The sequence below is a fragment of the Mesorhizobium sp. WSM4846 genome, assembly GCF_055811415.1.
Genome location: NZ_JBVVPZ010000047.1, coordinates 40,874 through 52,446 on the forward strand (window position 1 = coordinate 40,874; position 11,573 = coordinate 52,446).

The following is an 11,573-nucleotide window of genomic DNA, read 5'->3' on the forward strand; positions in this document are numbered from 1 at the left end:
TGAGGCCGGGCGGAGGCGCTATTCGCCGTCGCCTGCTACGCCAGCGGGCACCATGATGACGGCCGGCTCTTCCAAAGGCCAGGACGTAGGTTGGGCTTTATACTGCGGGCGTCTATTCACACTCGCGCCAAAAGCATGTTGCGGACTTTTTGGACTGACGGACAGGTTTGCCATTGGATCTTTTTCTTCAAACTCTGCTCAACGGCCTGCTGATAGGCGGCGTCATCGCCACGTTTTCGATCGCCTTCCAACTGACCTTCGGCGTGCTCCATGTCATCGACTTCGCGGTCGGGGCATGGGTCGTTCTCGGCGGCTACTTCGCCTATTACATGGCGGCTTTCCTCGGCATAGACGGGTTCCTCGCCATGCCGATGGCCTTCGTCCTGTTCGGCGCGATCGGCTATCTCATGGGGCCGATGATCTACAATGTCCGAAACAGCCGCACGGCGCGACCCGAACTGATGGCGCTTGCGCTGACCTTCGGCATCTTCACCTTGCTGCGCGGCGGAATGCTGACCGTCTGGGGTTTCAATACGCATAGCGTGCCGACGGCGCTTAGCGGTCACAGCATCATGATCGGCCCGGTCACGGTGCCCCTGATCCGGGTGGCGGCGGCGGCGTTTGCGTTACTCATCGCCGGCGGGCTGTTTTTCTTTCTCTTTCGCACGCGCTACGGGCTGGCGATCCGGGCGACGGCCGAAAATCGCCAGAACGCCGCCTTGATGGGGGTCAACATCCGGCGTCTCAGCGCCAATGTTTACGGGCTCTACGCCGGGATCACGGCGATGTCGGGCGTTCTGATGGGAGGCATCTATTCGGTCAATCCGGAGATCGGCCTGCGCTATACGCTGTTCGCCTTCTTCGTCGCCGTGCTGGCAGGGCTGGGCTCGCTGGGCGGCGCGCTTGTGGCGGCCCTGCTTCTGGGCGTCATCGAAGCCTTTGTCGCGACTTATGGCGGAGCCAGCTACTCGCATCTCGCGATCTTCGCAACGCTCTTCCTTGTCCTGTTGATTTCCCCGCGCGGCATCCTGCGGCGCGGACTGTGAGATGGCCCAGACCATGAAAAATCGTTGGGCCGGCCCGCTTCTCCTCGTCGTCATCTTCGTCGTGCTGGCGTTGCTGCCGGTGCTGGTCAACACTTACTGGCTGCGCATCGCCACCGGCGCGCTGATGTGGGCGGGGCTCGCCTGTTCCTGGAACATGCTAGGCGGCTATGCCGGCTACATCAATTTCGGCCATTCGGCCTTCTTCGGCATCGGCGCCTACGCCACCGCCATCCTGATGGGCGCGGATTTCGCTGTGCCGTTCCTCGCCACCATTCCCATCGGCATGATCGTCACAGCCCTGTTTGCGGTCGTCATCGGCGCGCCGACATTGCGGCTGCGCGGCGCTTATTTCGCCATCGCCACCTGGGCCTTCGCCGAAGTGCTCATGCAGTTCGCCACCGTCGTCGATTTCACTGGCGGAACCGGCGGTATCGGCCTGCCTCCCTTCCTCAACGAGCGCTTCTTCTACTTCGCCATGTTCGCGGCCGCCGTCCTGACCTATTTCCTCACCTGGTCGCTGTTCGAGCGCTCCCGCTTCGGCTTGAAGGTCAAGGCCTTACGGGATCACGAACCGGCGGCCGAAGCCATGGGCATCAACACTTCGCTGGTCAAGTTGCAGACCTTCATGCTCAGCGCCGTCGTCGCCTCCGTGTTCGGCAGTATTTTCGCCTACTGGGTGACCTTCATCAATCCAAAGAGCGTGTTCGGCGGCGACATCACCGACCAGATGGTCGTCATGGTCCTGCTCGGCGGGCTCGGCAGCCTGTGGGGGCCGGCCATCGGCGGCGTCGCGCTGTTCTTCGTCAACCGGCTTATCTGGATGTACTATGGCGATACCGCCTTCTATATCGCCATCCTCGGCGCCGCCATCATCCTGGTGGTGCTGTTCCTGCCCAACGGCATCGTCGGCCTGTTTGCGCGGCGAAGCGGGAAATCAGGCAGCGTGCTCGACACGGTGCTCGGACGCCTGCTCGGCTCCCGCCAGGGAGGACGCTCGTGAGCATGACGGCGCAAGCGCCCGCGCCAAGCGACCAGCCCATCCTCTTCGTTCGCGACGTGCACAAGCATTTCGGCGGCATCCAGGCAGCCGCCGGCGTCGACCTGGAGGTCGGATGCGGCGAGATCGCCGGCCTCATCGGCCCCAACGGCTCGGGCAAATCGACCCTGTTCAACCTCGTGGCCGGCATGGAGACGCCCGATCGCGGGCAGATCCTGTTCGACGGCCATGAGATCGGTGGCAAAAAGGCCTATACGATAGCCCGCCTCGGCCTCGCGCGCACCTTTCAGATCCCGGCGTTGTTCGAGAACATGACAGTCAGTGGGAACCTTCTGGCCGCGGCTGCTGAGGGTCATTGGCATGGCGCGCACCAGCGGGCGGACGAGACGCTGGCGCTGTTGCATCTCGAACCGGTCGCCAACAACCGCGCGTCCGACTTGTCCGGCGGCCAGCAGAAACTGCTCGAATTCGGCCGCGTAATCATGCGTCAGGCGTCCCTCATCCTGCTCGACGAGGTGACGGCCGGCGTCCACCCCAACATCCGCAAGATCATCCTGGAAGCGATCGCCAGGCTGCGCGAGCAGGGAACCAGCTTCTTCGTCATCGAGCATGACATGGAAATGGTGCGCAATGTCTGCGACCGCATCATCGTCATGGATTCAGGGCGGGTGGTGACCAGCGGCGCGTTCGAGGACATTGTGCAAAATTCCGAAGTCATGCAGACCTATCTAGGGCGTCCGCAATGAGCACGTTGGTCGCAGACAGCGTCGTTGCGGGCTACGGCAAGCAGGAGATCGTCCATGGCGTCTCCCTTGTCGCGGAAGCCGGCAAGATCACCTGCATCTTCGGCCCCAATGGCTGCGGCAAGTCGACCTTGCTGAAAGCGATCGCCGGCGCGCTGCCGGTATGGAGCGGCACAATCGGGCTTGGCGGCGAAACGATCGGCAATTTGCCGGTTCATGAAGTCGTGCGCCAGGGCCTGGTGCTGATGCCGCAGGGCGGCGGCGTGTTTCCACGGCTGACGATGATGGAAAATCTGCGCATGGGCGGCTACGCCATTGCCGACCGGAAGCTGGTGGACAGGCGCATCGAGGCTCTGGTCGACCAATATCCATCGCTGGCGCGGCGGCGCAAGACCACGGCCGGAGCCCTTTCAGGCGGCGAACAGGCGATGCTGGCGCTGGCGCGCGCGCTGGTGTCGGAACCGCGTTTCATTCTGCTCGACGAACCGTCCGCCGGCCTTTCGCCGGCCATGGTGAGCGAGACGCTGGAGCGCATCAAGGTGCTGACCGCGCGTGGCATCGGCATTCTCATGGTCGAGCAGAATATTCGCGAGGCCATGCCGATCGCCGACCGGCTCTATATCCTGGCCGCCGGAGAAAAGCGCTTCGAAGGCACGCCCGGAGATGTCCGCAACGACCGACAGATCATGGACATCTATATGGGCGGCGCCTGATGCCGCTTGGCACTTTATAGGTACTGCAAGCTGTGTCGTGAATTGTCCAACCGAGCCGCTGTCACAGTCTCGCGGTAGCCTACCGAGGCTGTGGCAGGCCCTGATGGCGCGCGCGAGCGCGACGGCGGCGGCCCCTGCCGTGGCGGATGTCCAGGAAAGCCGAGCATGGCAAGCGAGCGCAGCGCCTCTCGCAGTAGCGGTCGCGACACGCCTAGCCGCAGCGAAAGCTCGCGCTCGCCGGGCTTCAGCGAGCCGTCCAGTAGCGCGTCGTAGGCTGAAGCTGCCGATCTCCCCCTTATGGGGGAGATGGCCGGCAGGCCAGAGGGGGCTCTGTCCCGCCAACCTAAATCGCAACTGCGCCGTTACGGCAGCTAAAACTCAAATGCTTGCGTTCTTTCGCGCCCCCTCTGCCCTGCCGGGCATCTCCCCCACGAGTTCCCCACGAGTTCCCCACGAGTGGGGAGATTGGCCGACATCGGCGCTCGCTCATCACGACTTCGCAACCACAGCCGCATACTCGAGCGCCACCACGCCGTTGCTGAATTGCGTGGCCGAGATCAGCTCGAGCGGCACCTGCTCGCCGGACGGGAACAGCGGCTTGCCCTGGCCGACGGCGCCGGGGTAGCTGAGCAACCTGACGCGGTCGACCAGGTTATGGCGCAGCAATTCCTGCGCGACGCTGAGGCTGCCATGCACATAGATGTTGCCGCCGCTGCCTTGCTTCAGTTGCCTGACCGCTTGCGGCAATGCGCCCTTCAGCAGCTCGGCCGGTTTCCAGTCGAGCGCCTTCAAGCTCGTCGACGCGACATATTTCGGCAGCGCGTTGAACCGGTCGGCGAAATCTCCGGTTTCCTTGGGCCATGAGCCGGCAAAAATCTCCTAGGTCGTGCGCCCCAAAAGCATGGCGCCGCTGTCGGCAAGCTCATCCTCCTTGAACCTTTGCATTTCATCGTTCCAGGTCACGCCAGGCAGCCTCTCGACCTCGGCGATGCCATCGACGCTGATGAATTCGGTGACGATGAGTTTTCGCATGGCGCTCTCCTTCTGTCGGAGGACGGACCGCACAGGCCTTTCGCGACACGTTCCGTGAAAATAGCGCGGTCGCTTGTTAGGGGCTTTCCCTATGCGCCTCCAAAGGACCGATACCATGGGGAAAAGCTTCTCCGACCTGGACTAAGTTCCCAAGATCGGATTGGTGTTACATCTGAGGCAGATATTCCCAAAGAACGCATTGCAGGAAGCTCATGGGATTCGGGGTCTTCATTCACCGCCTAGATTCGATCTACAACGACCGCCCCGCAGAGCAATACCAGTTTCCTCGCCCGTATCTACGTCGTGTCGAAGCATGCGTCGGTGACTGGATCATTTACTACGAGCCTAGCAAGGTAACCGATACCCGTGGCTATTACGCGGTAGCCAAAGTCCAACAGGTCATTCCCGATCCTGTGACGCCTGATATGTATCTCGCTCTGATTAAGCCCGGAACCTATCTCGATTTCGTCAATCCTGTCCCGTTCAACGGAACTGACGGTCTCGTTGAACGAGGCTTGCTCAACGACCAAGAGCGAATTTCCGGTCGCGCCCAATCGGCCGTCCGGCCGATCAGTCCAAGCGACTTCAACCGCATTATCGATTTGGGCCTGGAGACGAATGAGTGTTGCTACCGCGCGTTGATGAGACCGGTACATCTGCTGGCTTTCAGGATGAGCAGGCGCCATTCGAATTCGAGCAGAGCCGTGATCGCGTAAGCTACATCGGATCGCGAATTGTGCGGGATCGCATTTTTCGTCGCATCGTCTTGCGCGCCTATGATGAGCGGTGCGCGATCACGGGACTGAAGTTGATCAATGGCGGCGGCCGGGCCGAAGTTTCCGCCGCCCATATTCGACCGGTCGAAGCGAACGGCCCGGATGTCATCAACAATGGGATCGCACTGTCTGGTACAGCACACTGGATGTTCGATCGCGGATTGATCAGCCTATCCGATGACTTGGAAATTCTGATCTCGCGACAGGTCAACGACCTCGACAGTGTGCAGGCATTCATAAACAAGGCCCGTCGCGCGCTTCCGCCTCGCCGACAGTTTGAACGCCCGCATGCTCATTTCCTGCAATGGCACCGCGACCACTGCTTCAAGCAGTGAGGCGCGTCGCCGGACACCCGACCTCAGTCGACCCGATGTTCGGCGCCGCGCAACTGATGATGCGGTCGATCATTGCCAACAAGGTGAGGCAGTGTCAGCTCGATCATCTTGATCCGCCCGGCGGTGTCGAAATACCGCTTGCTCCATTTCATGAAGATCGATGCCTTGCTGGCCGAAACGGCTGACATTATGGACGAGCTAAAGCGGGAAGGTGGTCGGTGCAGGGGTGCGCCTCGCGAAGGGGAGAGTTGGAACTGTCGCTTTTGCCCCGTTCGAGACCTTCATTCTCGGCGTTGCGAATGGCAGCAACGCGCCTCATATCAGCCGTTGAGGATTCCTTTGCTACTGCCTGAAAGCAGACGTTAGCGGCGACCACACTGGACGTCGCGGTTGCGCCAACACCGGCCATTGCTTCACCTTCGCGTGAGTGGCTGTAGAAGTTCCAAGATTGAACACTCGCCTGGTCTGGTAATTACACCAAGCCAGCCTTGCGAAGCCCGTCCACCACTAGCTCGAAATCGGAAGGGTTCTTGTAAGGCAGCACCTTGCGCCGGTATTCCAGTGAATAATCAGGATTGATACGAAACACTTCCTGCCACTGCACCCGTGCCTCGTCGAAGCGGCCTAAGTGGCCGTAGCTCGCAGCCAAAAGCACGCGTGAGACATCAGTGCCGGGGTTACGAACAAGACGCCGCTTGAGAGAAGCGGCGGCATCCTCGTACCGGCCCAACTGGAACATCGCTTGTGCCTGGAAGTGCAGGAACATGTCCGGATAGTACGGGTTCAGGGCCATTGCCCGATCGAAGCACGCAAGCGCCTCCTCGGACCTCCCTGAATAGTGGAGCGTATTACCGAGGCTTTCGTGCCCCTCAGCAAGATTTGGAGCGAGGGAGATCGTACGCTCAGCCTCGCGGATGGCCATGTCGTGCCGTCGCAAATGCAGATTGATGATGCCCAGCGCCCAATGCGCGTAAGGATTTCGATCATCGAGCGCCACTGCACGTGTCGCAAACTCTTCCGCTTGTTCCACTGACATCGACAGGGACGTGCTCCATCGGTTTATGTAGTCCAGCCCGTGTGCGAGGGCCAAGAACGCGTGGGCCGAGGCGAATTTCGGGTCCAGTTCGATGGCGCGTTGCAAGAGTTCCCGAGCCTGGTTGTTTTGCTCTCTCGTGTACCGCCACAGTTGCTCTCGGCCACGAAGGAAGCAGTCATATGCTTCCAGGTTGTCGGTTTGCTCGGTTACGAGCCGCTGTTGATCGACCTCCGTCAAGTTGAGCGCGAGCGCGCCGACAATGTGCTGTGTCACGTCGTCCTGCACGGCAAAGATGTCGGTCAGGTCCCGATCGAAACGCTCGGCCCACAGATGCCCGCCCGTGGTTGCGTCGATGAGCTGCGCGGTGATCCGTACCCTGTTGCCGGACTTGCGGACGCTGCCTTCCAGCACGTAGCGCACGCCAAGGTTCCGACCCACCTCCTGTACGTTCACGTTCTTACCCTTGAATGTGAAGGACGAATTGCGAGCGATGACGAACAGCTGCGACAGCTTTGAGAGAGCCGTGATCGTGTCCTCGGAGATCCCGTCGGCGAAATACTCCTGCTCGGCATCGCCGCTCATATTTGCGAAGGGCAAGACGGCGATCGACAACTTCGGCGGCAGTGCCGTCACCGGCCGGCTTGTCACGAATTCGGAGGTCGTGGTTGCCTTTGCCGGCGCGGCGGCGCCGACCTGGAGCGAATAGACCCGGATCGGATCGGCGATGTTCTTGAGCTGCGTGCTGCCGAGATCGCTGACTGAGAGATCGAGCCTCGCCTTAACCTGGCGATAGGCATCCTCGGACAGGCAGATGGCGCCCGGTGCCGCGATCCCCTCCAAACGCGAGGCGATGTTGACACCGTCGCCCATCAGGTCGCCGTCGCTTTCCTCGACTACGTCCCCCAGATGGATGCCAATCCGGAATTCGATGCGGCGGCCCGGTGGCACGCCGGCATTGCGCTCGACCATGGCGTTCTGCACCTCGATGGCGCAGCGCACGGCGTCAACCACACTGCGGAACTCGACCAGCGCTCCATCGCCTGTGCGCTTGATCACACGCCCGTTGTGCACGGCGATAGTCGGATCAATCAGGTCGCTGCGCAGTGCCCGCAGCCTCGCCAAGGTACGATCTTCGTCGGCGCTGGCGAGTCGGCTGTACCCGACCACGTCGGCGGCCAGAATAGCGGCCAGCTTCCGGTTCCCGGTCATCGGACCATCTCCTTGTCTTCACGATAGCAGGAAGACACGGGGAAAGAGGAAACTTTCGATTCTGCTCAAAGCGAATTGGTTGAAATCGATACTGGCTATTGTTCGCCGTCAACGCAGCCGACGTGCATACCTGGGCAATGACTGCTCTTCCGGACATTCGACACTGTCGCGCCGAAAGGCCACGTGGGGTCAGGTCATGACGATGCTCGCGCTGAGCTGAATGTCGCTTTTCTGTATCTGACATCAGCAGCTGCCAGTCCGCTGCCGGCCCAAAAACCGCAACAGACGGTAGGTGCAAGGCGGGGAAAATCTCCCTGGCCGATGTCGGCCAAGGAGAATGATCATGGGTATGTCACAATATGATCCGGGTTCGCAGGAACGTCGAGCTTGGAATGCTGGCCGCAAGGTCGGAGCCAAACGAGCGTTGAAGCCACGTCAGGTGTGGGCCGTTCGCTTCTTCCTCGATCAGCACCGTCGCGTCCGTGACCGAGCACTTTTCGATCTGGCGATCGATAGCAAGCTGAGGGGCTGCGATATCGTAAAGATTAAGATCGGCGAATTGGTCAGCGGCAGCCAAATCCGGACCCGGGCGATCGTCGTTCAGCAAAAGACGGGTCGGCCGGTCCAATTCGAGTTGATGGATGATGCGCGTGCCAGCCTTCTGGCATGGCTTGATCGGCGCGGCGGCGCGATCGACGAATACGCCTTTCCGAGCCGCATCGATCACGCCGATCATCTGAGCACACGGCAATATGCGCGACTGGTCGATGAGTGGGTGACTGGCATCGGCCTGCGCCGGGAGGAATACGGCACGCACTCGCTACGGCGGACCAAGGCGTCCATCATTTACAAAGCCACCGGCAACCTACGAGCGGTGCAAATCCTACTCGGCCACACCAAGATCGAGAACACGGTGCGCTATCTTGGCGTCGACGTCGAGGATGCACTCATTTTGGCGGAAGGGACAGAAATTTGACCACCTCGGCTCCTTGCGACCAACGAGGAGCCGGACAGGTACGCGCCAATATCGGCCATAGAGATCGACTTCGCAACATCCTCAAAGCAGACGTTGCCGGGATCACGCAGGAGGTCATGGATTGCGCCGCCCGGGCCGCTACCTGTCGACCGTGCGCTAGGGCGTCATGCGGCGGCAAATCGCAAGGCTCCTTCGCGATCCGTTTCAAATCCGGCTGATGCCTGACACAGGTGCTCAGACGCGCTGCTCGGTCACGGCGTCCGGAAGGCGGTCGCGGAGGATGAAGAAGACACGAGCTGGCGGCGATACCGGACGGACGCGACCTCCTACGATCACGCCGACGAGTTCACCCTCGTATTTGACCAGGGGAAACTCGGCCGGGATTTCCCCGATGATCCGCGGTCGTTCGACGATGTAGTGCAGCAGATCCACGTAGGTGCAGACGATTTCCTCGTCGTTGGTCAGTTCGGCGGCCGCGCCCGGCGCAACGTTCCGGCTCATATGGCTGAGCGCCTCGTCGAGCTGCCCCTCCGTGTTACAGAACAGTCCACGAAGCTGGTGTGTCTGCTCACCCGCCGCGGTCGAGCTGGGGAGCACCGAACCGCAAATGGCGGCTACCATGAGCGTCACGCAGCGATCGCGGAGCGACCGGACAAGATCGGTGGCAGACATCGTTTTTCCTCTCCTGCGCGGTCGTGCTTCGTTGCGACCATCGCACCACGCTTCGTCCGAGTAACGAGCGAGTTCCGATGGTTTGCCGAAATTGCGCCGGCCAGAGCCCTGAAAGAATGGAGAGCCGTCGGCGAAGACCTGGTGTATGCTCGGCGACGGGATCCGTCACACGTGAGGATCGTCATGGTCAGTTCGCCAGCAACTGCCACCCTTGTCCTCAACGACAAGGTTGTCGTCGACCTTGAAGGCGAGACGCTCCGTCTTGGCAACGGCGACGCAATCGCCCTCAGGCCGCAGGCCTTTGCGGTCCTTCGCCACCTCGTCCAGAACGCGAACAGGCTGGTCAGCAAGGCCGAGCTGCTTGAAGCCGTCTGGGGAGGCGCCGCCGTTACCGACGACAGTCTCGTTCAATGCATCCACGAGATCCGGCGAGCGCTCGGCGACGAACAGCATGCGGTCCTGGCCACCGTCTCGCGGCGGGGCTACCGCCTGTCGCTGGAGCGTGGCGACGAGAGTGCGCTCGGCGGCCCTTCGATCGCCGTGCTGCCGTTCGCCACCATGAGTGGCGACGAGCCCCATGACTACTTCGCCGATGGCCTGGTCGAGGACATCATTACCAACCTCTCGAAGATCCCGGGCCTGTTCGTCATCGCACGCAATTCCTCCTTCGGCTTCAGGGGCAGGGAAACCGATGCGCGCACCATCGCCGCCGAACTCCGCGTTCGCTACCTGCTGCAGGGCAGCTTGCGGCAGTCCGGGGGGAGACTGAGGATCAATGCCCAGCTTGTCGACGGCGCATCGGCCACTCATGTCTGGGCCGACAGGTTCGAGGGCGCGGCAACGGACGTGTTTGATCTCCAGGATCGATTGACCGAGCAGATCGTGGGCTCGATCGAACCGAGTGTCCGCCGTGCGGAGATCGAGCGCGCGCGCCGCAAGCGGCCCGAAAGTCTGGATGCGTACGATCTCTACCTTCGGGCCCTGCCGCACGCGCATGCGAACACGCCCGTCGAGACGGACAAGGCCCTGCAACTGCTGGCGCGCTCGATCGAGCTTCAGCCGGACTATGTCGCTGCGCATGGCTATGCCGCATGGTGTTACGAGCAGCGCTATCTCCGCAACGGGTTGGATCCCGCAGACAAGACGGCCGCACTCAACCACGCCGACATTGCGTTAGGCATCACCAGCGACGACCCGCAGGCGATGAGCATCGGCGCGTTCGTCCGCGCCAACCTCACCCGGGAGTACGACGCCGCCCTCGAGGTGCTCGACCGGGCCCTCGCATTGAACCACAATTCGGCCTTGGCCTTTGGCTTCAGCGCTTTGGTCAGTGCCCACAGCGAGCGACACCAGCGGGCGGTGGAACATGCGCACAAGGCGCTGCGGCTGAGCCCGATCGACGATCCGCTGAGCTACCATCCCTACTGCGCCCTCGCCCTGACTCACCTCTTTGCCGGCACCTTCGCCGACGCGGCCAGATACGCCGCTCTGGCGGTTCGGGCCAATCCGGGCTTCAGCATCCCGTACGCCTATCTGGCGGCCAGCCACGTCGGCCTTGGCAATGTCGAAGAAGCGCACTCTGCGGCACGACGACTGATCGAGGTGGCGCCGAATTTCTCGGTCGGCGGCTACGTGCGAACTAACCTGTTTCGGCCGTACTTGATGGATGCGCTGGCAGCGGCCTTGCGAACGGCAGGGCTTCCCGAATGAGGCCAGCTGGCGCGGACCGAACCGCGCGTCAGGTGCTGCGCTGTCACAAGCCGCCGGTCCCCTCCCAGCCTCCTCTCTCAGGCACATTCTCGGCGGTGCGTTCCTCAAAATCGAAGACGTGTCTACCTCCGCATCGCCCGGCATCGGCGCGCCTATCCCTGGACCGTCGCTCAGGATCAGCCGATGACGACCTCTCGCCGACCCGTTGTCCGCTTCCGCCGATCCGAACCTCGGAGCCGCCATTCCGCTTCCGGCCCCAAAAAGCCGCCAGGCGGCAACGCACTTTGAGATGAACTCTGCCGCTTCCCGTTAGCCGAAGTTGCAAGCG

At 61.8% G+C, this 11,573-nt stretch carries 10 protein-coding genes and 3 pseudogenes; 8 read left to right on the forward strand and 5 right to left on the reverse strand.

Annotated elements, in window-relative coordinates; translation table 11 throughout:
* Nucleotides 1–173 precede the first annotated feature (173 nt).
* Genes AC0L15_RS28045 through AC0L15_RS28060 form a run of 4 tightly spaced genes read left to right on the forward strand, consistent with a single transcriptional unit; the run spans nt 174 to nt 3,499 of the window.
* Entirely contained in the window at nt 174–1,046 is an 873-nt protein-coding gene (locus AC0L15_RS28045) for a branched-chain amino acid ABC transporter permease (RefSeq protein ID WP_023802282.1), read from the forward strand.
* A gap of 13 nt (nt 1,047–1,059) precedes the next feature.
* A complete protein-coding gene (locus tag AC0L15_RS28050) occupies nt 1,060–2,046 on the forward strand; it encodes a branched-chain amino acid ABC transporter permease (RefSeq protein WP_473497737.1) in 987 nt (328 codons plus the stop codon).
* Between the two features lie 2 nt (nt 2,047–2,048).
* Nucleotides 2,049–2,789 (forward strand): ABC transporter ATP-binding protein, encoded by a 741-nt coding sequence (locus AC0L15_RS28055; RefSeq protein ID WP_473497747.1) that lies wholly within the window; start codon nt 2,049–2,051, stop codon nt 2,787–2,789.
* Nucleotides 2,786–3,499, forward strand: a complete 714-nt coding sequence (locus AC0L15_RS28060) for an ABC transporter ATP-binding protein (RefSeq protein ID WP_473497739.1) — start codon at nt 2,786–2,788, stop codon at nt 3,497–3,499. The genes AC0L15_RS28055 and AC0L15_RS28060 overlap by 4 nt, the downstream gene beginning before the upstream one ends.
* 130 nt (nt 3,500–3,629) lie before the next feature.
* Here AC0L15_RS28060 and AC0L15_RS28065 read toward each other — a convergent pair.
* The 3 genes and pseudogenes from AC0L15_RS28065 to AC0L15_RS28075 form a co-directional block, all read right to left on the reverse strand.
* Nucleotides 3,630–3,816 (reverse strand): annotated as a pseudogene (locus tag AC0L15_RS28065) (GntR family transcriptional regulator); the annotation flags it as partial.
* Nucleotides 3,817–3,988: 172 nt separating this feature from the next.
* Nucleotides 3,989–4,375, reverse strand: a complete 387-nt coding sequence (locus tag AC0L15_RS28070; RefSeq protein WP_473497749.1) for a dihydrofolate reductase family protein — start codon at nt 4,373–4,375, stop codon at nt 3,989–3,991.
* A 3-nt stretch (nt 4,376–4,378) separates the two neighbouring features.
* Nucleotides 4,379–4,531 carry a hypothetical protein gene (locus AC0L15_RS28075; protein ID WP_473497741.1) on the reverse strand — a complete coding sequence of 51 codons (153 nt, stop codon included), beginning with the start codon at nt 4,529–4,531 and terminating at the stop codon, nt 4,379–4,381.
* A gap of 212 nt (nt 4,532–4,743) precedes the next feature.
* Between AC0L15_RS28075 and AC0L15_RS28080 the strand changes: the two are divergent.
* Together AC0L15_RS28080 and AC0L15_RS28085 are read left to right on the forward strand one after the other, a co-directional pair.
* Nucleotides 4,744–5,642: pseudogene (locus AC0L15_RS28080) on the forward strand (HNH endonuclease).
* A 14-nt stretch (nt 5,643–5,656) separates the two neighbouring features.
* Nucleotides 5,657–5,852: pseudogene (locus AC0L15_RS28085) on the forward strand (patatin-like phospholipase family protein); the annotation flags it as partial.
* A gap of 262 nt (nt 5,853–6,114) precedes the next feature.
* Here AC0L15_RS28085 and AC0L15_RS28090 read toward each other — a convergent pair.
* Entirely contained in the window at nt 6,115–7,887 is a 1,773-nt protein-coding gene (locus AC0L15_RS28090; RefSeq protein ID WP_287177710.1) for an adenylate/guanylate cyclase domain-containing protein, read from the reverse strand.
* A gap of 343 nt (nt 7,888–8,230) precedes the next feature.
* On the opposite strand from AC0L15_RS28090, the gene AC0L15_RS28095 reads away from it, so the two are divergent.
* A complete protein-coding gene (locus tag AC0L15_RS28095; protein ID WP_287177714.1) occupies nt 8,231–8,863 on the forward strand; it encodes a tyrosine-type recombinase/integrase in 633 nt (210 codons plus the stop codon).
* 234 nt (nt 8,864–9,097) lie between these two features.
* On the opposite strand, the gene AC0L15_RS28100 is transcribed toward AC0L15_RS28095, so the two are convergent.
* A complete protein-coding gene (locus AC0L15_RS28100) occupies nt 9,098–9,535 on the reverse strand; it encodes a hypothetical protein (RefSeq protein ID WP_473497743.1) in 438 nt (145 codons plus the stop codon).
* A gap of 183 nt (nt 9,536–9,718) precedes the next feature.
* On the opposite strand from AC0L15_RS28100, the gene AC0L15_RS28105 reads away from it, so the two are divergent.
* Nucleotides 9,719–11,245 (forward strand): winged helix-turn-helix domain-containing tetratricopeptide repeat protein, encoded by a 1,527-nt coding sequence (locus AC0L15_RS28105; protein ID WP_473497745.1) that lies wholly within the window; start codon nt 9,719–9,721, stop codon nt 11,243–11,245.
* The last annotated feature ends 328 nt before the right edge of the window (nt 11,246–11,573 follow it).

Excerpts from the sequence above, each read along its gene's own strand:
- AC0L15_RS28055 (WP_473497747.1), top strand. The coding sequence starts at position 2,049 with ATGACGGCGCAAGCGCCCGCGCCAAGCGACCAGCCCATCCTCTTCGTT.
- AC0L15_RS28050 (WP_473497737.1), top strand. The coding sequence starts at position 1,060 with ATGAAAAATCGTTGGGCCGGCCCGCTTCTCCTCGTCGTCATCTTCGTC.
- AC0L15_RS28075 (WP_473497741.1), bottom strand. The coding sequence starts at position 4,531 with ATGCGAAAACTCATCGTCACCGAATTCATCAGCGTCGATGGCATCGCC.
- AC0L15_RS28090 (WP_287177710.1), bottom strand. The coding sequence starts at position 7,887 with ATGACCGGGAACCGGAAGCTGGCCGCTATTCTGGCCGCCGACGTGGTC.
- AC0L15_RS28095 (WP_287177714.1), top strand. The coding sequence starts at position 8,231 with ATGGGTATGTCACAATATGATCCGGGTTCGCAGGAACGTCGAGCTTGG.
- AC0L15_RS28105 (WP_473497745.1), top strand. The coding sequence starts at position 9,719 with ATGGTCAGTTCGCCAGCAACTGCCACCCTTGTCCTCAACGACAAGGTT.
- AC0L15_RS28100 (WP_473497743.1), bottom strand. The coding sequence starts at position 9,535 with ATGTCTGCCACCGATCTTGTCCGGTCGCTCCGCGATCGCTGCGTGACG.
- AC0L15_RS28060 (WP_473497739.1), top strand. The coding sequence starts at position 2,786 with ATGAGCACGTTGGTCGCAGACAGCGTCGTTGCGGGCTACGGCAAGCAG.